This window comes from Moorella sp. E308F (assembly GCF_006538365.1).
GTDB lineage: Bacteria > Bacillota > DSM-521 > Neomoorellales > Neomoorellaceae > Neomoorella.
In genome coordinates, this window is record NZ_BJKN01000001.1 from 527,223 (window position 1) to 548,702 (window position 21,480).

General features: G+C 55.9%; 26 protein-coding genes and 2 pseudogenes. 9 read left to right on the forward strand and 19 right to left on the reverse strand.

All coding sequences use genetic code 11. The features are described 5' to 3' along the window. Complete coding sequence (locus E308F_RS02480; RefSeq protein WP_141263226.1) at nt 1-1,149, reverse strand: S41 family peptidase; 1,149 nt, start codon at nt 1,147-1,149, stop codon at nt 1-3. A 147-nt stretch (nt 1,150-1,296) separates the two neighbouring features. Between E308F_RS02480 and E308F_RS02485 the strand changes: the two genes are divergently transcribed. Then, on the forward strand, nt 1,297-1,614 hold the full coding sequence (locus tag E308F_RS02485) for a nucleotidyltransferase domain-containing protein (RefSeq protein WP_172613499.1): 318 nt from the start codon (nt 1,297-1,299) through the stop codon (nt 1,612-1,614). Between the two features lie 34 nt (nt 1,615-1,648). Continuing rightward, nucleotides 1,649-2,014: pseudogene (locus tag E308F_RS02490) on the forward strand (HEPN domain-containing protein); the annotation flags it as partial. Between the two features lie 4 nt (nt 2,015-2,018). On the opposite strand, the gene E308F_RS02495 reads toward E308F_RS02490, so the two are convergent. The 3 genes from E308F_RS02495 to E308F_RS15700 are packed head-to-tail and all read right to left on the reverse strand — an operon-like array spanning nt 2,019 to nt 4,112. Then, on the reverse strand, nt 2,019-3,713 hold the full coding sequence (locus E308F_RS02495) for an FAD-dependent oxidoreductase (protein WP_172613802.1): 1,695 nt from the start codon (nt 3,711-3,713) through the stop codon (nt 2,019-2,021). Further along, a complete protein-coding gene (locus E308F_RS16800; protein WP_172613803.1) occupies nt 3,628-3,954 on the reverse strand; it encodes a DUF86 domain-containing protein in 327 nt (108 codons plus the stop codon). The genes E308F_RS02495 and E308F_RS16800 overlap by 86 nt, the downstream gene beginning before the upstream one ends. After that, the gene (locus tag E308F_RS15700; RefSeq protein ID WP_172613496.1) at nt 3,951-4,112 is read right to left on the reverse strand and encodes a hypothetical protein; all 162 of its coding nucleotides are present in this window, start codon (nt 4,110-4,112) and stop codon (nt 3,951-3,953) included. The genes E308F_RS16800 and E308F_RS15700 overlap by 4 nt, the downstream gene beginning before the upstream one ends. A gap of 85 nt (nt 4,113-4,197) precedes the next feature. On the opposite strand from E308F_RS15700, the gene E308F_RS02505 reads away from it, so the two are divergent. Continuing rightward, a complete protein-coding gene (locus E308F_RS02505; RefSeq protein ID WP_141263233.1) occupies nt 4,198-5,733 on the forward strand; it encodes an ATP-binding protein in 1,536 nt (511 codons plus the stop codon). A 7-nt stretch (nt 5,734-5,740) separates the two neighbouring features. Here the strand turns inward: E308F_RS02505 and E308F_RS02510 are convergent, their stop codons facing one another. The 14 genes and pseudogenes from E308F_RS02510 to E308F_RS02575 all read right to left on the reverse strand — a co-directional run bounded on the left by E308F_RS02510 (nt 5,741) and on the right by E308F_RS02575 (nt 13,990). Then, nucleotides 5,741-6,268: a hypothetical protein gene (locus tag E308F_RS02510; protein ID WP_141263235.1), complete on the reverse strand. Its 528-nt coding sequence runs from the start codon at nt 6,266-6,268 to the stop codon at nt 5,741-5,743. After that, nucleotides 6,265-6,609, reverse strand: coding sequence for a nucleotidyltransferase family protein (locus tag E308F_RS02515; RefSeq protein WP_141263237.1), 345 nt, complete (start codon nt 6,607-6,609; stop codon nt 6,265-6,267). Before E308F_RS02515 ends, E308F_RS02510 begins: the two co-directional genes overlap by 4 nt. A 330-nt stretch (nt 6,610-6,939) precedes the next feature. Beyond that, nucleotides 6,940-7,191, reverse strand: a complete 252-nt coding sequence (locus tag E308F_RS02520; protein ID WP_141263239.1) for a hypothetical protein — start codon at nt 7,189-7,191, stop codon at nt 6,940-6,942. 191 nt (nt 7,192-7,382) lie between these two features. Then, a complete protein-coding gene (locus E308F_RS02530; protein ID WP_141263241.1) occupies nt 7,383-7,784 on the reverse strand; it encodes a HEPN domain-containing protein in 402 nt (133 codons plus the stop codon). Further along, the gene (locus E308F_RS02535) at nt 7,774-8,079 is read right to left on the reverse strand and encodes a nucleotidyltransferase domain-containing protein (RefSeq protein ID WP_062280557.1); all 306 of its coding nucleotides are present in this window, start codon (nt 8,077-8,079) and stop codon (nt 7,774-7,776) included. The genes E308F_RS02530 and E308F_RS02535 overlap by 11 nt, the downstream gene beginning before the upstream one ends. Nucleotides 8,080-8,112: 33 nt before the next feature. Continuing rightward, nucleotides 8,113-8,217: pseudogene (locus E308F_RS16805) on the reverse strand (hypothetical protein); the annotation flags it as partial. A 96-nt stretch (nt 8,218-8,313) separates the two neighbouring features. Continuing rightward, complete coding sequence (locus tag E308F_RS02540; RefSeq protein ID WP_253260377.1) at nt 8,314-8,658, reverse strand: toxin-antitoxin system TumE family protein; 345 nt, start codon at nt 8,656-8,658, stop codon at nt 8,314-8,316. Then, nucleotides 8,651-8,971 carry a hypothetical protein gene (locus tag E308F_RS02545; RefSeq protein ID WP_141263245.1) on the reverse strand — a complete coding sequence of 107 codons (321 nt, stop codon included), beginning with the start codon at nt 8,969-8,971 and terminating at the stop codon, nt 8,651-8,653. The genes E308F_RS02540 and E308F_RS02545 overlap by 8 nt, the downstream gene beginning before the upstream one ends. A gap of 92 nt (nt 8,972-9,063) precedes the next feature. Next, entirely contained in the window at nt 9,064-10,263 is a 1,200-nt protein-coding gene (locus tag E308F_RS02550) for an efflux RND transporter periplasmic adaptor subunit (protein ID WP_141263247.1), read from the reverse strand. A 34-nt stretch (nt 10,264-10,297) separates the two neighbouring features. Then, nucleotides 10,298-10,990 (reverse strand): HlyD family secretion protein, encoded by a 693-nt coding sequence (locus tag E308F_RS02555; protein ID WP_141263249.1) that lies wholly within the window; start codon nt 10,988-10,990, stop codon nt 10,298-10,300. A 23-nt stretch (nt 10,991-11,013) separates the two neighbouring features. Beyond that, on the reverse strand, nt 11,014-12,609 hold the full coding sequence (locus E308F_RS02560) for a DHA2 family efflux MFS transporter permease subunit (protein WP_141263251.1): 1,596 nt from the start codon (nt 12,607-12,609) through the stop codon (nt 11,014-11,016). Beyond that, on the reverse strand, nt 12,596-13,042 hold the full coding sequence (locus tag E308F_RS02565) for a MarR family winged helix-turn-helix transcriptional regulator (protein WP_141263253.1): 447 nt from the start codon (nt 13,040-13,042) through the stop codon (nt 12,596-12,598). Before E308F_RS02565 ends, E308F_RS02560 begins: the two co-directional genes overlap by 14 nt. A 478-nt stretch (nt 13,043-13,520) precedes the next feature. Beyond that, nucleotides 13,521-13,733 (reverse strand): DUF2283 domain-containing protein, encoded by a 213-nt coding sequence (locus tag E308F_RS02570; RefSeq protein ID WP_141263255.1) that lies wholly within the window; start codon nt 13,731-13,733, stop codon nt 13,521-13,523. Beyond that, nucleotides 13,730-13,990, reverse strand: coding sequence for a DUF4258 domain-containing protein (locus tag E308F_RS02575; RefSeq protein ID WP_141263258.1), 261 nt, complete (start codon nt 13,988-13,990; stop codon nt 13,730-13,732). Before E308F_RS02575 ends, E308F_RS02570 begins: the two co-directional genes overlap by 4 nt. 397 nt (nt 13,991-14,387) lie before the next feature. On the opposite strand from E308F_RS02575, the gene E308F_RS02580 reads away from it, so the two are divergent. The 6 genes from E308F_RS02580 (at nt 14,388) to E308F_RS02605 (ending at nt 19,656) form a co-directional block, all read left to right on the forward strand. Continuing rightward, the gene (locus tag E308F_RS02580; protein ID WP_141263260.1) at nt 14,388-15,500 is read left to right on the forward strand and encodes an HlyD family secretion protein; all 1,113 of its coding nucleotides are present in this window, start codon (nt 14,388-14,390) and stop codon (nt 15,498-15,500) included. After that, complete coding sequence (locus E308F_RS02585) at nt 15,501-16,208, forward strand: ATP-binding cassette domain-containing protein (RefSeq protein ID WP_141263262.1); 708 nt, start codon at nt 15,501-15,503, stop codon at nt 16,206-16,208. Next, nucleotides 16,201-17,340 carry an ABC transporter permease gene (locus E308F_RS02590; RefSeq protein ID WP_141263264.1) on the forward strand — a complete coding sequence of 380 codons (1,140 nt, stop codon included), beginning with the start codon at nt 16,201-16,203 and terminating at the stop codon, nt 17,338-17,340. The genes E308F_RS02585 and E308F_RS02590 overlap by 8 nt, the downstream gene beginning before the upstream one ends. A gap of 13 nt (nt 17,341-17,353) precedes the next feature. Next, nucleotides 17,354-18,553 carry an ABC transporter permease gene (locus E308F_RS02595; protein ID WP_141263266.1) on the forward strand — a complete coding sequence of 400 codons (1,200 nt, stop codon included), beginning with the start codon at nt 17,354-17,356 and terminating at the stop codon, nt 18,551-18,553. 78 nt (nt 18,554-18,631) lie between these two features. Continuing rightward, nucleotides 18,632-19,240, forward strand: a complete 609-nt coding sequence (locus E308F_RS02600) for a TetR/AcrR family transcriptional regulator (protein WP_141263268.1) — start codon at nt 18,632-18,634, stop codon at nt 19,238-19,240. A 53-nt stretch (nt 19,241-19,293) separates the two neighbouring features. Beyond that, a complete protein-coding gene (locus tag E308F_RS02605) occupies nt 19,294-19,656 on the forward strand; it encodes a hypothetical protein (protein ID WP_141263270.1) in 363 nt (120 codons plus the stop codon). Nucleotides 19,657-19,912: 256 nt separating this feature from the next. Here the strand turns inward: E308F_RS02605 and E308F_RS02610 are convergent, their stop codons facing one another. Beyond that, nucleotides 19,913-21,475 carry a DUF4127 family protein gene (locus E308F_RS02610; RefSeq protein WP_141263272.1) on the reverse strand — a complete coding sequence of 521 codons (1,563 nt, stop codon included), beginning with the start codon at nt 21,473-21,475 and terminating at the stop codon, nt 19,913-19,915. Nucleotides 21,476-21,480 lie beyond the last annotated feature (5 nt).

A 21,480-nucleotide genomic window follows, 5' to 3' on the forward strand; every position in this document is an offset into this window, starting at 1 on the left:
TTACCGGCAGGCCAGGTTGCCCACCACCAGGGGTGGGGCAATTTGCGCCCGCAGGACCTTCAGGGCGCGGTCCAATTGCTTCCGTCCCTCCGTCACTTCAATATCAGGTATTAGCCCTACCCCGTCAATAGCTTGACCGGCAGGAGTACGATAATATGCCGTAGTTAATTTTAAAGCGCCGCCGTTGCTCAAAGGAAAGATAGTCTGCAGCGCCCCTTTGCCGTAGGTCCGGGTGCCGATGAGGATGGCGGCGCGATTGCCCTGCAGGGCCCCGGCCAGGAGCTCCGCCGCGCTGGCCGTGCCCCGGTCCACAAGGACCACCAGGGGCAGGTCCTGTCCCGGTCCCCGGGAACGGAGGACGGTAACTTTTTTATCCCGGCCCACCACCTGTACCACAGGTTTATCCGGGAGCAAAAACAGAGAAGCAATCTCCAGGGCAGCGTCCAGGTAGCCGCCGGGGTTGCCCCGGAGATCCAGGATAATTCCCCGGGCACCCCGGGCTTCCAGCTCCGCCAGCGCCGTTTCCACCTCCGCAGGCGCCCAGTAGGGGAAGGAGCGCAGGTAAAGGTAGCCTACCGGCCCGGCGAGCAGGCGGCTGCTGACCACCGGTGGCCGGATTACCTCCCGGCGCAGGTAATAGCTCCGGCGACTGCCACCGCCGGGCAGGGTAACAGTCAGGTCCACATAGGTTCCCGGCTTACCGCTCAACAGCCGGCCTATCTCCTCCAGGGGCAAGCCCTTGACCGGCCGGCCGTCCACGGCCATCAGCACCGAGCCGGGCGCGACCCCCAACCGGGCGGCCGGCGAGCCGGGGATAATATTACTGATCACCACCTGTCCCTCAATTTCCTGGAAAACAACCCCTACACCCGTATATTCATCATTTAGCGAGGAAGCAAAAGACGGTAAATCTTCCGGGGCTATGTATTCACTGTAAGGGTCGCCCAGGGACTCCACCAGGCCCTGGACGGCCCCTGCTTCCAGGGCTGCCCGGTTTAAAGGACCGGCATAATTTTTTTCCGTGAGAGAACGCACCTCGTCCAGGAGGGACCATCCCGGCGCTGCAGCCCGGGCTACAGCCAAATCCCCCAAGAAAAGGGCAAAAAACGTCACCAGAAAGAAAACCCACCGCCGCACTTTCGGCATCATACCGTCATTTCCCCTCTCCCGGTTTGATGTTCTTAACTATTCGGTAGAGTACGTTCTTTTCCTGCTCCTATTTTTTGATTGCATTGATCTTTTTCCCAATAAATGTTAACATGAAAACAAATAGATAACGGAAGGAGCAAAAACGTAGTGAACACTAAAGACCTGGCCATTGCCAGGAAGGTAAAAGAGCGTCTCACAGGGAAGATTCCTCTATACGAAGTACGTCTATTTGGCTCCCGGGCACGCGGGCAAGCTAGACCAGATTCCGATCTTGATCTTTACTTAGAAACAGGTCCTCTTTCACGTGAGCAAAAACGTTTAATCAGCGATGTAGCCTGGGAAGTTGGATTTGAAAACAATGTGGTTATCGTACCACTGGCAGTTAATCGTAATGAAGTACTAAACGGACCTTTTTCTATTTCGTCATTGTACCGTTCTATAAAAAAAGAAGGAATAAAAGTATGAAAAGAAGATAATATAAACGAGCTTTAGGTTAAACGAAGCATATGAAGTGCTGGCAGATGCGCAAAAACTACTGGCAACCCAGGGCAGCCCGCGCAGTATAATCAATCGTTCTTATTATGCCATGTTTTATGCTACCCTGGCTCTTCTAGTAACTATCGACCAGGGTTCCGCCAAACATAGCGGGGTTATCGCCCTCTTCGATCGTTATTTCGTTAAGCCAGGGATATTCCAAAAAGAACTTAGTAAATCGCTTCATCGCGCTTTTGAATTCCGGCAACAAGGAGATTATGGCGAAGTTACTCCTATAGTAGTAGAAGATGCTCTTGAACTTCTGCAAGCTGCGGAAAAGTTTATCCACGCCGTACAACGCTACCTTAAAGAAAGAGGATTTGCTGATTAAAAATTTACTTATCCACCCGGGCGCCGAAGCGCTGCACCAGTATCTCCCGGACGGCCGCCACGTCGGCATCGGTGAAGGTACCGGGATCGCGACCTTTCGTCACGGCGTAGGCCGCCGCCACCCCGGCAGCATCCCCCAGGACGCAACTATTAGGCAGGACCCGTAGCTCGGCCCAGGCCAGTGAGGAAATACTGGCCGCGTAGCCGGGGATGAGCAAATTGGGCACCGACCGGCTGAGGAGGGTGTTAAAGGGGATATAGACCGGGTTTTGCGGCCACCCGCCCGGTCCCGGCGTGGTCCGGGGATAATCAGGCCGCAAGAAAGGCGTCACCGGCCAGCGGTAGCGACCGTCGCTGCCTTTAAGGTCGCTGAAATGATAGGCATTGATATCCTGCCAGTAGAAGCCCAGGCCAATGCGGTTTATATAATTGCCAAGATCGTTGCCTTCCGCCGGGCCTGGACCGGCGCCCTGGGTGGCCGCCGCGGTTAGGGCGTAGTTGCTGTTCTCCGTCCCCGGTCCCGCTTCCCGGGGGTCGACCACCGTATGCACGGTTTCCCGTAAGTATAGCATCCCCCCGGTGACCGGCCGGCCCTGTCCATCGCGTACCAGTTCCACCTTATCAAAACCCTCAAAACGGCGCAGCGCCCGGAGAAAATCAGGGTTATCCAAAATCTCCCGCGCCTTATGCCAGGCCGTATCGGTATCCAGAGCGCCCGGAGCCATATCGCGAGGGTATGGGTCATGCCCGCGGTCGCGGGCATTCGCCCGGCCGTCGACATTAAAGATGAGGAGGGCATTGACCCACCACTCCGGGCTTCCCGGGCCGTCCTGGGCGGCATTAAGTGGCTTTAAGGCAAAGCCCAGGGGCCCGTACTTGTCGTTAAAGGCGGTAACAACCGGGTCGTTTATGTAAACTTCCCTGCCGCCATAGGCCCCCCACGCACCCCGCTCCTGGCGGAAAGTCATATCCCGGTAACGGCCGGGCTGCACCCCGCGCACCTTGAACATGAGGGTAGCCGCCTGCTGGCGGGGCAGCAGGATATCCCCATCGTCGCCGGGCCCCGGCCGGCCAGCCGCTATTCCTCCGGCGCCGGCAGTACCGCCTTGCAGCCGCAAGCTCTTCAGACGCCGCGCCTCTTCCTTGCTAACCAGGTCCGCCGCCAAAAATTCAACGGGCCAGTCTTCCCGGCCCACCGTTACGCCGGCCTCGCTCAAGCGGCTGAGCCGCCCATCTTCCGAGGCGTCGACAAAGATGGACGCGGCCAGTACCCGGCGCCTGTTACCCCAAACTATGGTACCGGCGGCATCCCTCTGTAGCTCCCGCAGGGCCAGGGCCTGGAGCCGCCCGCGCCGGTCCTTCCGGACGGCAGTAATATCCATGGCCCAGTAAGTATGAAGATTGGGCAGTCTCCCCAGGTCAGCAGCAATCCGTGCCCCAAGATCTGCCGTGCGGTAAAATGGTCCCACCGCTTTAAACCAGTGGGCAAAAGAGCCCCCCTGCGCAAGCCTTCCATCCCGGAGCCAGTAGCGCACGTCCCAGAAGTTCTGGCCGCCCACCGTGGCCAGCCCGCCATATTCGCCCTCGGGGTAGGGGACCACCAGGACCACCGTTCTATCCGGTGCCGTTGCCGCTGCCTTCCAGGCCGCCGCGCAGCCGGCCAGGCCCCCGCCGTAAACGACGATATCCGTACGGACCACAGGTGCCGCCAGGGGCCAGCCTTCCGGCCGGCTCCCCGTACCGGTCAGAGTCAACATAAAACATAAAGCGAAAAAAAATAACAGCAACCGTTGCCCCATTAGCTAATACCCAATAGTTTTTTATGGTTAACATAAAATGCTTTAAATCGCCGAGATCACGTTTTAATATTCCCCAGATGATCTCAGCATCAAGTCGAGCATAATCATGGACAATAATGTTACGAAATTGGGCCATCTTCATAAGTTTTTTAGCCAGTTCCTCGGGCAGTCGTTACCCAGAATCAACGGGATGTCGGCATAGGTTTCCGGTTCGGGTAAATCCATGGCGCTGATAATATAATTGCCTATATCCATGATGCAGGTAATGGCCAGCTCCATGCTCACCTTTAACTTAGGCAAAAAATCCTTGCTTTAAGCCGGAAATTGTAGTGTAATTTTTATATGACTGAGTTAGTTGCTTGTGTTTCAGGAGGTTCCTCATCAAATGTTTGCTCCCAATACCTTTCAGCAAATCTACCGCCAGAACAGGGACCTGCTTATCTACCAGGATCTCACCGGCGATCCTGTTATCGCTGCTTTCCTTGAAGTCTGCCGCTTGCTGGGCGAAGGGGAGGAAAAGGACCGGGAAGGGGCCGGCAGGGCAGGCGCCGGCGACGGGACAAGGGCAAGCGCCAGTAACGGCACAGGCAAACAGGCGCCCGGCGAGGAGCTGGCCGCCGCCTGCCGCCGCTTTTTTCGCCTGCTGGCGGGTTACACCGAGCTCTATCAGCGACCCTTTACCGGCGACCCCTGGGAGAACTACCTCCTCGACCGCATCATTGAAGCGGAAAATACTTTTACCCTCAAGGCCGGGCAGCAGGGGTGGAATGATATGGGCGCCGCCCTTAAAGACGCCGTCCGGCAGGACCTGCGTTCCCTCCAGGCCCTGGCCGGCCTGGGCCCCGCCGCCTACAAAGCCGCTCTGGCCCTGATGGGCTCCCCGCCCGTTGCCACCGCAAACAACCCGGCCGGCGCCCCCCTGCCGGCCTGTGTCCCGAATCCCAACGCGGGCGGACATGCACTAGCCGAAGATTTTACCCCCGGCCGGGCACCCATCCCCGACTGGACGCAGCTTCAACCTCTCAACCCGGACCAACCCCTCCAGCCACCAGAGGCGGCCCGCCGGGAGATCAAAGAAAAACTCCTGGCTACCGGTGACTGGGGCCGGGACGGTATCAAGCTCCTGGCCGACTACTACCACACCTGGGGTACGGGCATCTTCGGTGCCTATTGGGCCTTCCGCTGGGAACGCGGCCCGGCGGGCGGCAGGCTCATATGTATCGACCGCCCCGACCCCATTACCATGGCCGACCTGGTAGGGTATGAAGCCGAACGCCGGGAGGTCGTTCACAATACCGAGAAGTTCCTGCGCGGCCTGCCGGCCGTCAACATCCTCCTCTACGGCGCCCGGGGTACCGGCAAGTCGTCAACGGTCAAGGCCCTCCTGCACGCCTACGGTTCCCGGGGCCTGCGGCTTATAGAGTTACCCAAGAAGTACCTGGGCGACTACCAGGAGATACTAAAAATCCTCGCCACCCGGCCGCAGAAGTTTATCATCTTCATCGACGACCTTTCCTTTGAAGAGGACGAGGTGGAATATAAAGAGCTTAAAGGTCTTTTGGAAGGGAGCCTGCAGGTACGGCCGGCCAACGTCCTGGTTTACGCTACCTCCAATCGCCGCCACCTGGTGAAGGAATTCTTCGCCGACCGCGCGCCGAATGCTGGCGGCGAGGTGCGTCTGCAGGACACCGTCCAGGAGAAGCTCTCCCTGGCGGAGCGCTTCGGCCTTACCGTCATTTTCCCCAGCCCGGACCAGGAGCAGTACCTGGCCATTGTAGGCGAGCTGGCCCGCAAAGCCGGCCTGCAAATAGCACCTGCCGAGCTGCGCCGCCGCGCCCTGCAGTGGGCCCTCTACCAGAACGGCACATCCGGCCGCACCGCCCGGCAGTTCGTCGATTACCTCCGGGGAGAGCTGGAATAAGAATTGGTTACACCTCGCTGCCACTGTCAAGCCCGAGGATCCGGCGCATTCTAAGGGTAAAAAGATGGAGGTCCTTCTTAAAATCACCGGCCACCTCCGGCAATCCCTCCAGGAGCTGGCGAATTTTTGCCGGGTCCAGGCTAAAACCATAAATGTTACGGAAAACGTGCCTGAAAGCCCGGAGTTCATCCAGGCTCCGGGCTGTCTTACCGGCAAGCAACGCCGGGCGTAAGCCCGGCACTTCCAGGGTCATTTGATCCAACAACTCTTTATGCCATTGCTCGCCGGCAGGGACGGAACAGTCAATATCCCTGGCTATTATTCTAAAAATCTTTTCTATAGCCGTATAGTAATCGTGCAATATGGAACCTATAATCCGCAGGGAGGCTTCATCAGCAAGGCTGAAACCTCCCAGGGAATCGGCTTGAATCCTGGGAAATAAATTGTACCGCGCCAGTTCCCTTTCCAGCCTTTCCAAGTTGGCTACTTCTTTACGAATACGGGCTTCCAGCAGGAGGTATTTTTCAGGAATCAAATTTCCACCCCTTCCCGGGCGACTTCTTCCTGTAAAGATGGGAGGGCGTCTTCGGCGCATACGATACTGACCTCAAAGGGCGCTGCCAGGCGGCCGGCCCGGGCCAGCATCTGCCAGTAAGAGCCTGTAAAGCCCTTGATATAAAGATCAATATCGGACCCTTGCCGGAAATCGCCCCGCGCCAGGGAGCCATAGAGGATAACCTCCTGCGCGCCGTAAGTATCCCGCAAAAAGGAGGCCACCTCCCGGGCCTTCTGCCAGGCCAGAGCGCGGCGCTTATCTAACTCTTCCTGGCGTTTCATGTCAAGAAGCCGCTTTAACCGGGCAGATTCTTGTGTCATACTATCCTCTCCAGCGAGTTCCTGAAAGATAATGGCATCCCCTTCACAGGCTTAAAATCTATACCCAGGCACATGGATTCGGCATGTAAGAATGATATCATGAAAGAATGATCTATATCTGATGCTACCAAATTTCCAGAGCAGCAGTCAACCAAAAAAAGTAAAGGCCGCGCCTTTTTATTGGTGCGGCCTCAAACCGGGCCGGGATTGTCCCTTTGGGAAATCGCCGGGGCGGACTGAGAAAGAGGTTCCCCATCTCACCCGGGTCGGCATTAGAATCGTCGCCACCCGCTCCCGCGGGGCACCGTTTAAGCCCTGCCCGTACTAACATTACTCCACCGTCACGGCCATGCCGTCCTGCAGCACGCCCACGTTGGTCACGGCCACCTGCTCGCCGACCTCAAGGCCCTTAAGTACCATCACCTGCTCCTCGTTCTCCAGGCCCAGAACAACCGGCCGCCGCTCTACCGTACCGTTTTTTACCACGAAGACATAATCCTGGCCGTTGTCCGTACGCACGGCAGCAAGGGGCACAACTACGCCCTCCGGGGCCGCCAGTTTAAATACGGCCCGGGCCGTCATGCCGGCCTTCAGCTCGCCCGGGTTGGCCAGGCTGATCTCTACCGGGAAACGCTGTCCCGTAGCCGCCGCTCCCAGGGCCTGGGGGTTAATGGCGCTTGAAGGAGGGTAGATTCCAGGTTCAGCCGGCCCAGGACCTGCCCGGCTATAGCCTCATCGCCTTCCTGGACGGGAGGGAAAATATGCTCAAATGTTTATTTTTCTTCATGCTGTTTGGTAAGGGATAAAGCCCATTGGTAAACTTCCTGGGCGAGAGAGACTGCCTGTTTGTATTCTGCTTCATCTATTGGTTCCCAGTCTCCCGGGTAACGGGTCGTTACAGCGTAATCAGTTAGTATTGCAGCTTCCTTAAGGCTTTCAGTAACTTGCCCTACCCCCGCTTCTTCAATTAACTTTAAAAGGTATCCAATAGAATGTGTTTTTGGGATCTCAATCTTAAAAAAGGCCATTATACCTTTAAGAGCTTTCTCGGCTGCTTGCTGGGCGTCAAAACAAAGATCTTCGTATAGAATATCAGGTGTTTGCCTGCCCAGTTTTGCCCTGGCGAGATTGCTTTTTGCTTTTTTTAACCACAGCCGCCATAATTCATCGCTCATAAACTACCAACCCTTTGGCAGCCTCAGCATAAACCAACCCCTGTGAAGTCTGGTACCTTTCTATTTTTTCCGGAGTATCTACAAGTATATCTACAGCCGCAGGAACATCGACCAGGTTTTTATAAAGCTGTTGAGCCAAAGCGCGGCGATTATTTATTCCGCTCTTCAGCACCAGGAGATCATAATCACTATTAAATCCTGCTTTCCCTTTACTTCTGGACCCAAAAAGGATTATTTTGTCGGGATTTACGGTCTTCACTATTCTGTCTACTACGTCCTTAAGAACTTCTTCCAAGGAATTTTCCTCCCCTTGTTCAAACTTTACTCTTCAATGCAGGTCCTTCTTAAAATCACCGGCCAGATCCGGCAATCCCTCCAGGAGCTGGCGAATTTTATCCGGGTCGAGGCTAAAACCATAAATGTTACGGAAAACGTGCCTGAAGGCAACTCTTTATGCCATTGCTCGCCGGCAGGGACGGAACAAGATTCTTGTGTCATATTATCCTCTCCGGGGGGGCCTGAAAGATACCTAATCACTTATTTGGCTCTTAATGAACAGCAATACCGCGCTGAGATCTATCTCTAATGATGGTTCTACCCTTTCTGATGAACCTATATGCTTATGATGAGGAAAGGTGGTAATCTGGCGCCAGTGAGGAGCATTGTCCCAGCGAATAATAAGTTCTCCATATCTATCTGCCCAGTGATACGAATACTTCCGTTCAGAGCCAAAATTATAATCTTTTATGAAAAGCCTGCTACCATCGATAAAAGTAATGGTTGCTTTTAAACGCTTACGATTGGTTTCCCGTTCAAAAAGTTCAACGACATAAGTCTTATTAATACTCTGGAAGGCTTTAAGGACATTAAGCATCCTCAATCTCCTTTTTCTGGCGCATTAAATCTTCCAATGTTTCCTTTGCAAACCGCCAGTCCAGGAGATCGTCTTCATGTTCGAAATCCTCACCACCATTTTCATTAACCATGGTAGTAAACTTTTCAAAAGTCATACCATACTTTTTTTCGTAGTATGAGCATTCGGCTCGATATCGGTTTATCTTGCTTAAAATTAGGAGTAAAGCCTGCTCCTTAAGTGCTTCCCTCTCATTGGCAAACCCCATACTCCTAAGCACAGGACCTACCTTACGTAAAAAATCGGCATCCAGATTAGCCCTTTCTCCATACATGTAATCACCTTTCCCCTCTCTTGGCTGAAGTATTTCTTTATTTTACATCCTATCATTAGCCAATTATCCAGTCAATCCTGCCCGTACTAACACTACTCCACCGTCACGGCCATGCCGTCCTGCAGCACGCCCACGTTGGTCACGGCCACCTGCTCGCCGGCCTCAAGGCCCTTAAGTACCATCACCTGTTCCTCGTTTTTCAGGCCCAGAACAACCGGCCGCCGCTCTACCGTACCGTTTTTTACCACGAAGACATAATCCTGGCCGCCGTCCGTACGTACGGCAGCAAGGGGCACAAGGACGCCCTCCGGGGCCGTCAGTTTAAATACGGCCCGGGCCGTCATGCCGGCCTTCAGCTCGCCCGGGTTGGCCAGGCTGATCTCCACCGGGAAACGCTGTCCCGTAGCCGCCGCCACCGGGCCTACCTGGGTCACCGTGCCGGTGAACTCCCGGCCCGGCAAGGCGTCCAGGGTGACTGTCACTTTCTGTCCCGTTGACAGCAGGGGGACTGCCTCCTGGCCGATAGTACCCTGGAGCTTCAGCGTTGATATATCAGCAACGGTCAGCAGGGGCAGGGGGCTCGTTGGTGCGGCTATTTCGCCGGGATTAATGTTCCTGTTAGTGACCACGCCGGTGATCGGGCTGGTTATGACGGCATTGCTCATATTCACTTTAATGGTGTTCACCGCCGCCTGGGCCTGGGCCAGGCCGGAGCCGGATGCGGTTTCGTACTGCTTTTTGGCCACCTCGTACTGCTTGCTGGCAGCCTCATAGCCGTTCTTTGCCTGGTCCAGCTTGGTCCGGGCATCGTCCAGCTGGCTCTGGGACGCCGCACCGGCGTCCGCCAGGGCCTTAATGCGGTCGTAGTATTTCTGGGCGGCGTCCAGCGCCACCCTGGCATTGGCTACGGCTACCTGCGCCGCCTCCATGCCGATGCGTGCCTGTTCCGCCTGGTCCTGAACGCCGCGGACGGCCGCCTCGGCCTGCTGGAGCTGGGCCTGGAGTTCTTTGGTATCGATCTCCACCAGGACCTGACCGGCCTTAACCTGGTCGCCGACATCGGCCTTCACGGCCAGCACCTGCCCCACCAGCTTGCTGGCCACATTGGCCACCCGCGCCGGCACCAGGGCGCCGGTTATTTCTACCGTGGCCGCCAGCTTCCCCTTGCCGGCGGCCACGGCTTTAACAGTCACCCGGTCGCTGGCCCTGGCCCTGGTGCCGCAACCGGCGGCGCCCAAAGGCAGGACAGCGGCAAGCAAAAGGGCAAGCGCCCTTTTCCCCCACATTCGCATGGCTCGTTCCCCTCCGCAATGGATAAATTTCTATCTAAATATGAATCCGCACCGTAGCGTTCATCCCCGGCATCAGCTGCACATCGCCGGCGTCAACGAGCTGGATCTTCACCGGGATGACCTGGGTCACCTTGGTATAATTGCCGCTGGCATTCTGGGCCGGCAGCAGGGAAAACACCGACGTCGTCGCCCGGCCGATGGACGTCACCCGGCCGCTGAAGACCCGGCCCGGGTAAGCGTCAATCCGCACGTCCACCGCCTGGCCTACCTTGACCCTGGCAATGACAGTCTCCTTGATGTTGGCGCTGATGTAGAGGTTATTGGTGTCGGCAATAATGGCCAGGGTCATGCCCGGCGCCGCCATTTGCCCCACCACCGCCTTGGATTGCAGCACCCGGCCGTCTATAGGCGCCCGGATTTCCGCCTTGCGGGCCATGACGCCGGCCGCCGTACCCAGGGCCTGGGGATTGACGGCGCTGGAAGTCAGGGTAGATTCCAGGTCCTGCCGGCCCAGAACCTGCCCGGCTTTTACCTCATCACCTTCCTGGACGCGCCATTCCAGGAGTTTCCCCGCTATTTCCGGGGTTACCGTCACCGTATCCGCCGCCACCCGGGCGTCGTCAGTGCTGGCATAGTTGAGGTTTTCATAGTAGTAGTAAAAGGCAATGGCGCCGGCACCGGCCAGGGCCAGAACCAGCACCAGGATGACTACCAGCTTCCTTGACAACTGCCGCTCACTCCCTATTTTGTTTACTCGCCGCCGCCAAAGCCCGGTCGGGCACCACCAGGCCCCTTCTGAAGGAAGAAGGCCGGAATAACGCCGGCCAGGGCAAAGCCGGCCATTACTATAAAGATGTCATCTATGCCCCGCACGAAGGCCGCCCGCGACACCAGCCCCGCCAGGTAGGTGATTGCCAGGCTTTTAACCTGGGCTGCCGGCATCCCGCCCCCCAGGTAAGCATCAACCCGCTGGAAAAAGGTGACAACGGCCGGATTGTCCGCCGTCACCTGGCTGGCTAGCTGCATGGTGTGCAGGGCCGTACGGTGGTTTAAAATCGAGGTCAGGATGGCTATCCCAAAAGAGCCCGACACCCGGTTGATAATATTGGTCATGGCCGAAGCCCGGCCCACCAGCTCGGGCGGCAGCCCCGCCAGGGCCGCCGTCTGGGCCGGCATGGAGGCAAAGGACATGCTTACGCTACGCAGGATCAGCCAGGTAATGATGACCCTGTCGGGGGTAACAATATCTAAGAAGTGAAAGAGATAGGTAGTTATAGCCAGCACTACCAGCCCTGTCACCGCCATCAGACGAGGGCCGATGCGGTCGTAAAGGCGGCCGGTTACCGGCATCATCAGCGCCGAGACCAGGGCACCGGGCATAGACAACAGGCCTGTCTCCATAGCCCCCAGGCCGCGGATGGTCTGGAGAAAAAGGGGAACATAAAAGATGCCCCCAAACAGGCCGATGGTGGTCACCACCACCATGAGATTGGCTAGGGTAAAGGCCGGATAGCGGAACACCCGCAGGTCCAGCAGGGGATTAGGACAGGTAAGCTCCAGGTACACAAAAAGGCCCAGGGAAACGGCGCTGGTGTAAAACAGGAGGACAGTGGCTTCCGCGGTCCAGCCCCAGTCCGCTCCCTTGCTCAAGGCTAACAGGAGGGTAAAAAGTCCTACCGCCGCGGTGATGGCCCCGCCGATATCCAGGCTACCCGCCCCGGTAGCCGGAAAGTCGGGCAGGAGGACCAGGGAAAGCAGCACCCCCAGCACCCCGATAGGCAGGTTGATGGTAAAGATCCAGCGCCAGTCAACATACTCCACCAGGTAGCCGCCCAGGGTCGGCCCGATGGCCGGAGCTACAAAGAGGGCGATCCCCAGCACCCCCATGGCGCTGCCGATCCTGTCGCGGGGCACCATGCGGTAAATCATGGCCATAGTGGTGGGCATGATCAAGCCGCCGCCCAGGGCCTGGACCACCCGGGCCGCGATGAGGGAATCGATGTTCCAGCTCAAAGCACACAAAAGAGAACCGAAGGTGAAGATGACCAGGGCGAGGATGTACAGCTTTTTAAAGCCCAGCCTGTCCCCCAGCCAGCCGCTTAAGGGGACGACGACCCCCAGCGCCAGCATGTAAATGGTGACCACCCATTCGACCGTGCTGGTATCGGTGTTAAAAACGTGCATGATGGTGGGGATGGCCACGTTGACGATGCTGGAATCCAGGATAGACATAAAAGCCCCGATGAGGGCCACCAGGACGGGGACAACCCAGGAGTCCTGCCGTCCATGGCCGGTTGCCGGCAGGTCTGCTCCCGCCCCGGCCTGTTCCCGCTCACGCCCGGCCATGACTTTCCCCTTCTTCCCGTTCCAGGTATTGATTGAGCGCTTCTAGATCAGCCACCAATCGCCGCCTGCAGTCTTCCGGCAGGGCATTAAAGATACGCCTCAGTTCGCCTTCAAGGGCTGCCGCCAGCCGGTCCATCAATTCTGCCAGGGCAGGAGTACCCCGCACCAGGATGCCGCGGCGGTCCCCCGGGTCCGGCACCCGCTCCAGGAGCCCCCGGGCCACCAAGCGGTCCAGGACGCCGGTAAAGGTGCTGGGCGGGATGCCGGTGTGCCCGGCCAGCTCCGTCACCCGCAAAGAACCCCGTTTCTGCACTTTCCAGAGGACCAGGATCTCCGTCCCGGAAAAACCTTCCGCCTGGAACAGCGGCGCCAGCCGCCGCACCAGCCGCCGGTACACCCGGCTGAAAAGCTCTAAAAGCTGGATCTCCTGCAATCCCACCACCTGCTTTGAAATCGAATATTACGATATCGAAGTAACAACGATAAAAATAATAGCACCACCATGGTGCTCTGTCAACTGTTACCGCTCTACCCGTGGGTCCAGGCTGAAACCGGCACCTCCAAGGTCATTGTCTCTCTTCATCGCTCATAAACTACCAGCCCTTTTGCAGCCTCAGCATAAACTAACCCTCGTAACGTCCGGTGTCTTTCTATTTTTTTCTGAAGTTTCTATAAGTATATCTACAGCAGCAGGAACATCAACCAGGTTTTTATAGATTCTGTTGACTCTTTATCTGATGCTACCAAATCTCTAGCGCAGCAGTCAACCAGAAAATGTAAAGGCCGCGCCTTTTCGTTGGTACGGCCTCAAACCAGCCGGGATTGCCCCGGCGGGGCATCGCAGTATTTACGTTGCAATTCATCCGGCTAACGAATCATCCTCTGTACCAATAGTGGAAATAAAAAGCAGGCTATATAGTAGCCGTCTTCGGTAGCTCTACCTCCACAGTTAAAGGGGGCTTTCCCAATTTTTTAGATGCATTAAGAATCTCCAGGCCTACCAGCTTGCCTTCTTCATCGATGTCCAACAATACACCCTGGGATATTTCTTCAGTTTCATAAATAGAGTTGTCATTAAAACGAATATATACGGCGTCAGCATCTGGATCATAACGAAACTTCATGATTTATCGCCTCCGTACTTTTTAATTTTTGACGTTTTATATGCGGTTAAAACCACTTGTGTATCTCCCGATAATTTTATGGCAACCCTGAGCAGGTATTCTTTCCCCAGTTCCTTATAAATTTTCTGGTAGATTAAAACATCCTGTCCTTGCGGTATTATTTGTTCCGGATTACGTACTGTCTCATTCACCAGCTGTTTAGGGATTTTCCTTTCTATTAGCTGCTTTTCAGCATGGAAGGTAAATCTAAGCTTCAAGGGTTCCTTCCTCCTGGATGCCGCAGAAGAAGTCTTCGCCGCCAAGGGCAAAGACGAGAATTTAATTAAAGTTTACACCGGAAAAAGCCGGCTAGCAAGGGTTTACCTTTTGAATGAAGACCTTACCTGCCCCGTGGTACTGTTTTTGTTTTGCGTAGTTAAAGTAACTAAAAAATTTGTAAAACCCTGTTTCAAGCCATTAGAGGGAAGGAACTGGTAAATAAGGTAGACCGTTGGTCCAGGACGGTCTTTTTTCGTGTTTGACATCGTATACGCCAGGCTATATAGATAGTAGATAGGTAACTAACTAGTTAGTATACAAAATTATGCTAACTAACATAAAACAAAGCCAGCCCGGAAGTCACACGCACTTAAGCAATGCAAAGAGGTGACCACTGTGAACGCTTTAACCCGCATCAAACTCCAAAAAACGGCAGTAACCGTCTTACTGGCAGGTATCTTCACCGCTGCCGTCTTTATCTTTCACAACTACTTTTACAAGCAACAAATGGCAATCGTCGAAGAGCGCGACAGCCTCACCGCCACCGGCACCATAGAAGCCAGGACAGCCGTGGCGGCCTTTAAAATACCCGGCAGGATCGAAACCATTCTCGTCGACGAGGGCGCCAGGGTGGAGCAGGGCCAGGAGCTGGCCCGCCTGGACAGCAGCGAGCTCAATGCCAAGCTGGCCCAGGCCGAAGGGGCCTATGCCGCCGCCCAGGGGCAGGTAAACCAGGCCAGCCACAACGTAACCTTACAGAGCCAGCAAATTGAAGCCAAGATCAAGCAGGCCGAGGCAGGTGTCGCCGCAGCCGAGGTGGGCGTAAAAGACGCCCAGGACCAGTTGAACAACGCCAAAGACCTGTACGACCGCCTCCGCCTGCTGCACGAGCAGGGCGCTGTGGACGACCGCAAGCTGGAAGAAGCCAAAATCGGTTACGAGCGCGCCCAAAACGCCTATAACGTCGCGCAAAAGAAGCTGCAGGAGGCCCGGGCCCTCCTCGAGCAGGCAATATCAGCGCGCACAGGGATAGCGGTAGCCCAGGCCCAGCTAGAAGCTGCCGCCGGCCAGGCCAAACAGGCTGGCGGTGCGGTAGAGGAAGCAAAAGCCTACCTGGCCGATGCCGTTTTAAAAGCCCCCATAGCCGGCTTCATCACCCAGAAATACCTCGAGCAGGGCGAAATGGTAAACGCCGGGACGCCTGTCTTTGAAATCACCGATTTGCTCCATACCTACGTCAAAGTTTACATAAGCGAAAAGAAGATCGGCCGCGTCCACCTCGACCAGGAGGCGGAGGTAACGGTAGACGCCTTCCCGGGCAAAACCTTTAAAGGCAAGGTGGTGTGGATCAACGACGCCGGCGAGTTTGCCGTCAAAAAGGCGATTAATGATCAGTACGAGCACGACATCCGCAGCTTCGAGGTTAAAATCGACGTCCCCAACCCGGACCTGGTCTTAAAGACCGGCATGACGGCCAGGGTAAAGATCCTGGAAGGGGAGCAGCAGTAAATGGAGATAATAGTTGCCGTTAAAGACCTGACGCAGAAAATCGGCCCAAAAACCGTCCTGGACGGCCTGAATCTGGAAGTGGCCGCGGGCGAATGCCTGGGCATCTTCGGCATGAAGGGCAGCGGCAAGACGGCTCTCCTCCACATCCTGGCCGGCATCGACAGGTTCAATTCCGGAAAAGTAGAGATAGCCGGGATGGATATCCGCAGGAACGAGAAGTTTAAAAGATACCTGGGACTGGTCACCCAGGAGCGCAGCCTTTTCCAGGATTTGAACGCCGCGGAAAACCTCGACTTTATCGCCGCGCTGAAAAACGCCGACCGGGACAATATCGACCGGCTGATTGAGCGGCTGGAGCTGAGCGAGATTTTAAATCAACCCGTCGGCAACATGGAAGTGGGACCATACCAGCGCCTGGCCCTGGCCTGCGCCCTCCTCAATAAACCCCGCGTGCTCATCGCCGACGAGCTCATCGGCGCCATCGACCTGGATTCGCGCCGCATCATCTTGCGGGAGTTAGATAACTTTCTTGCCGGAGGCGGGACCTGTATCTGGGCTTTCAGCAACGCCGAGTTTATGCACCACGTCCACCGGGTCGGCTGGCTGGAGAAGGGTAAAATCACCTTCTACCCGCCCGCCGAAGCCCTGATGCGGTGGAACGCCCGGCTCCAGTCCCTCACCGGGCAGGGCGGTGACGGCGATGTTTAGACAGTGCCTGGCCATTATGCGGCGCGAGGTGTTTTACCTCTGGCGCGACAGGGGCTTGCGTTATATCCTTTTCTGCGGCTCTCTACTGGGGCTGCTGCTCTTTTACGCCGTCTACAGCGCCCAGGTATTAAAAGACATCCCCACCGCGGTCGTCGACCTGGACAACTCCGCCGCCAGCCGCGAGCTGGTGGACAAGATAGGAAAGGCGGAATATTTAAAGCTAGTCGCCTCGGTCACGAGTTACGACGACTTGCAGGAGTTAATCAAGCAGGGGAAAGCCGTCGTGGGCGTCGTCATCCCCGAGAACTACGGCAGGAATCTGGCCCTCGGCCGGCAGGCGCGGGTGCTGGCAGTTATCGACGGGAGCAACATGATCTATGCCACCAACGCCTCCGCGGCTTTGCTGACCGTCACCCGCACCCTCAGCGCCCAGGCCGGCGTCAGCGCCCTGGTGGCCCGGGGAGTCCAATTGCAGCAAGCCAAAGAAGCCTACCAGGCCATCGACATCAGCGAGGAAGCATGGTTCAACCCGGCCCTCAACTACGCCTACTTCCTGGTGCTGGCCCTGGCTTTAAACATCTGGCAGCAATGCTGCACCCTGGCGGCGTGCCTGAACGTCATCGGCGAAAGGGGCATGAAAAGCTGGCTGCAGATCAAGGCCTGCGGCATTTCCAAATTTAGATTCTTCGCCAGCAAGTCGATAGCCCAGATATTTATTTTTATGGCCGTCGTCTTGCCCATCTATGTCCTGGCCTTCGGCGTCTTTAAGATGCCCCTTAACTTCAGCTGGGCGGCCCTTCTCTTCTTCACCCTGGCTTTTGCTGTAGCCGTCCACAGCATCGGCACCCTGGCCTCCAGCTTCGCCCATAACGCCGTTAATGCCGCCAGGTTCGGCATGATTATCGCCTTACCTTCCTTTGTGTTGTCGGGCTACACCTGGCCCCTGGAGGCCATGCCGGTTTACCTGCAGAAGATTGCCTGGATACTGCCCCAGACGTGGTTCTTCCAGGGGTTAAACTACTTCGCCTTCAAAAACGCAGGGTGGAATTTGATGACCCATTATATACTAGCCATACTGGCCGTCGCCGCCGTATGCTATGGAGCAGCTGCTATCTTTATCGCGCGGAGTTAGGAGGAAGAGGCTCATGCGGCAGATCCTCAGCATCGCCCACTACGAAATGCTCCACATCTTCAAAGAGAAAATCCTCTTTCTAATGGTCTTCCTCGTCCCCCTCGGCTACGCCGCCCTTTTCGGCGCCGCCTATGTCACCGCCGTCCTTAACAACGTGCCTATAGCCATCGTCGACCTGGATGACTCAAAACTCAGCCGGGAAATAGCCGCCGCCTTCGCCAACAGCCCTCACTTCAAGGTCGTCGACGACATAAAGACTTATCCTGAGCTTCAGGAGGGGATGAAAAACGGCCGGGTGCGGGCCGGCGTGGTCATCCCGGAACACTTTGAGCAGGACATATCCCGGCACACCTTGACCAGGGTACTTGCCATTTACGACGGCTCCAATTTAATCTGGGGGTACAATACCCGCAAGTACATCCGCGAGGTGTTTAACGAGTTCAGCGCTAGCAGCACGGCCTCCTATCTAGCGGGCATGGGCTATACTAAAAACGAGATCCGCGCCATTATGGACACGGTCTCCCTGAACACCGAAGTCTGGTACAACCCCACTTTTAGCTATACCAACTTTTTATATATGGGGTTAATCATGATTATCCTGCACCAGATCGGCCTCCTCAGCGTCAGCCTGACCGTAACACGGGAGAAAGAGCGCCGGACCTGGCTGCAGTACTTAAGCACTCCTGTGCCGGCGTGGAAAATCTTCGCCGGCAAGGCCCTCCCTTATTTCGTCGCCGGCTTTTTCAATTATGCCCTCCTGCTTTGGTTCGCCTCCCGCTTCGTCCACGTAAAGATCGGCGGCTCCCCGACCCTGCTTATCCTGCTCGGCCTGCTCTACGACTTGATCATCACCGCTGCCGGTTTTTTCATTTCCACCCGCGCACCCAACTCCCTGCAGGTTACCAGGTACGTGATGCTTTTGTCCGTCCCCTTCTTTATGATCTCCGGCTTTACCTGGCCCTGGACCCATATACCGGCTTTTATCAATTACCTGGCCCGGCTGCTGCCCTCCACCTGGATGATGCTGGGCTTCCGGCAGGTCGCGCTGAAGGAGCTTGATATAAGCTATGTCCTGCCGCACATCCGGGCCTTAGGCCTGATGGCCCTCCTGGCGGTGCTGGCTGCCGTCACTTTTCCCAAGCGGCTCAACCCGCCCCCGAACGCCGGGACGGCGATAAACAGCGGCCCCTCGTATCCCTCCCGCTGGAAATAAACCCGGAACCCTGGCTGGACCGGAAAAAATGGGGTAAAATTTATTTTGTAAACCTAACAGGCAAGGCGTGAGCAAGGGATGGAAAGGAGAGCAAAAGGCAGCCGGGAACGCATCCTGGCTGCCGCCGAAGAAGTCTTTGCCGCCAAAGGCATAGATGGCGCGCGGGTAGATGAAATCGCCGCCCTGGCGCGGGTAAATAAACGCATGCTCTATCACTACTTCAACAGCAAAGAAGAACTTTATACTTACGTCCTCAAGGTGAATTTCGAAAAAAGCCTCGCCGCCGGGAAAAAGGCCTTCCGCAAGAAGGGGGACTTGAAGCATCAGGTCGCGGCGGCCATCCGCAATTACTTTTATTTCCTGGCCGCCAACCCCAACTACCCTCGTCTCATGGCCTGGGAGGCCCTTCAGGGAGGTAAGTACGCCCGTAAAGTTTTACCGGAGGTGTGGGAACAGGGGCTGCCCACCCTCAGGGCCATCCTCGCCGAAGGCATTTCCCGGGGCGTCTTCCGCCCCGACCTGGACCTCAAACAGGTGCTGGCCAGCATCACCACCCTCTGCTCCGGCTATTTCACCAACAGGGACATCCTGGCCATCCTCTGGGAAGAGGACCCCTTATGCCCCGGCAATATGGAAAAGAGGCTCAAGCATATCACCGATCTGATATTAAGCCACATCGTTGCATGAGCCGCTCTAAAGGCTTCTTCGCATCTCCGCTGGCGTGATATAATATTTTAGTAATGGCTAAAAGAAATGGTCAGAAAAAGCGGACGGTTCCGCTTCCAGCTAATTTTTTCCCAAGAAGGGTGATGCAAATGGGATTGGATGCAGATAAAATAAACGCCAGTGAGAAAATGGTTAAAAGACTTGTTCTGAAAACTTTACTCGCCAAGGTAGAAGAAATAAACCGTACTGTTGAAGAACTTAAAAAAAGCCTTGGCTACTTTGAAAGGAAATATGGGATGAGTACCGAAGCATTTTATCAGGCCTTTGTTCAAGGTAGTCTGGATGATAATATGGATTTTTTTGAGTGGAAAGCAACAAAAGATATGCTAGATGAACTAAAAATAGAAAAAGAAGCCTTGCTCGGGGTATTAAAATGATCCAGGAATACTTCGACTTCCTAAAGAAAATCGCCAGGAATTCCGGCTTATTAAGGAAGTGATTGCTCTTAATAGAGGTTTCATCAGGTTTATCAGGCCACATCAATAGGCACGAAGAGGATCAAATTAAACCCTCTATAGAACCAACGTTAACTGAAATTTTAAAGATAATAGAGAATAACTTCTAGCTTCCCTTTGACCATGGACACAAAACTGGATGTCTTGAAAAGCCGGATTAAAATGGTCCGTCAAACCCTCACCAGATCTTCACGCCAATATTAAAAGCCCGGTTCCAGGGGAAAGAAATCTCCAGGGAGTCAATTTTAAAATCACGCAAGTGGGCCCGGGCGAACCGGTCCATACCCTCCCTGATGGCGGTGAAAATACGATCCGCATAAGCTCCCAGGTTATTTTTATCCACCCCGTAGGGCCGGATAATCTCCCGGTCAACCTGGCCGCGCACATTGGCCTGATAGCCCCAGTCATCGAGGAGGCGCACGGCCAGGATGGCCTGCTGGTCCTCCGGCTGCATCTGGCGGGCCAGCAGCCCCTGGCAGAGAGCGTAGCCGATGGAATTGCCGGCCGTGTTCATGCCCGCATAGGCCTGAAGACGCGGCAGCAAGCCGGCCTGCTCCAAGGCCGCCAGCAAGGAATTGTCGCCGCCGTTGGCGAAGGCAATATCGGCCAGGGCCACCGGCCGTCCCCCGGCGATGTACGCCGCGATTTTGTCCGCATAAGCTGCCGCCGCCGGCCTCAAGGCGGCGCTGTTAGCTGGCGAAGCAGCTTCCCTGGTAACGCCGTCCGGCGGCGTGTTGAGCATTAACACCAGGTCGGCCGAGCGGGAGTCGGTCACAATCCGGCCACCGGCCGCGGCAATGTGGGCGGCTGCGTTTTCGCCGACGGTGGTGTCCTCATAAAGCGCTACGGTGGCCGCCCCCGGCCCCGGGGCGTACTCCAGATAAACCCCGGGCTTTTCTCCAGCCAGTAGGTTGGCCAGGCGCGTCAGCAGGACGAGGCCCCCTTCATCAACGCCGGGAAAAGAAATAAATTTGTCCGCCGTCAGGCCCTCCGCCTGCTGCAACAGGTAACGGTATTCCCAGTGGGACTGGCTGGGGGCGGAAGTATCATCCCGCCCCAGGACCAGGTAGTCGATTATCCCCTCCCGCGTCAATTCCAGCAGGCGGGAGGTTACCTCCAGGTTTTTCGCCCGCCGTTCCAGCCAGTCCCGGAGGTACTCCCGTGGTATGAAGGACTTTAAACCGGCCAGCTCCGTTGCTTCCCAAGGTTCTAAACCGCCGTTTTCCTTTTTATCCTCCAGAGCAGTCAACCTGTAAATAGCCGCACCGTAGGTACCGTAGTAAGCAGGTTCCTCCACCGCCGTATTTACAGCCGGGGTGCGCATAAGGGTGGTAAAGGCTAGAACCTTCAAGCGAGGGTTGAGGGCCTTTAGCTTTTTGAAGTTTTCCACCCGGATCAGAAGCTCTTCCCGGGAAAGCTCGTGGTTCCGGGAGGAGATCAGGCTGCCGTAAATCAAAGTGTCGGTAGCCAGCACCATCCCTCTTGTGTCAGTTGCGTTTTTAAAGACCCAATCCCAAAGGGGCTCCACCGGTGCCGGCGTTCTGTGGTCAGGCAACATAAAATCGGGAGGTGTTTCCACATATAGGACGTCCGCCATAGCAGTGATAACATAATCCAGGTTCAACGGCCGCTCATCCAGGGGTATGTACAGGACCTTGTCCTGGGCCCGGGCCAGGCCGCTAAAACTAATTAAACCCCAGACGGAAAACAAGATAACCAGTACCAGGCGTTTTATTAACATAACAT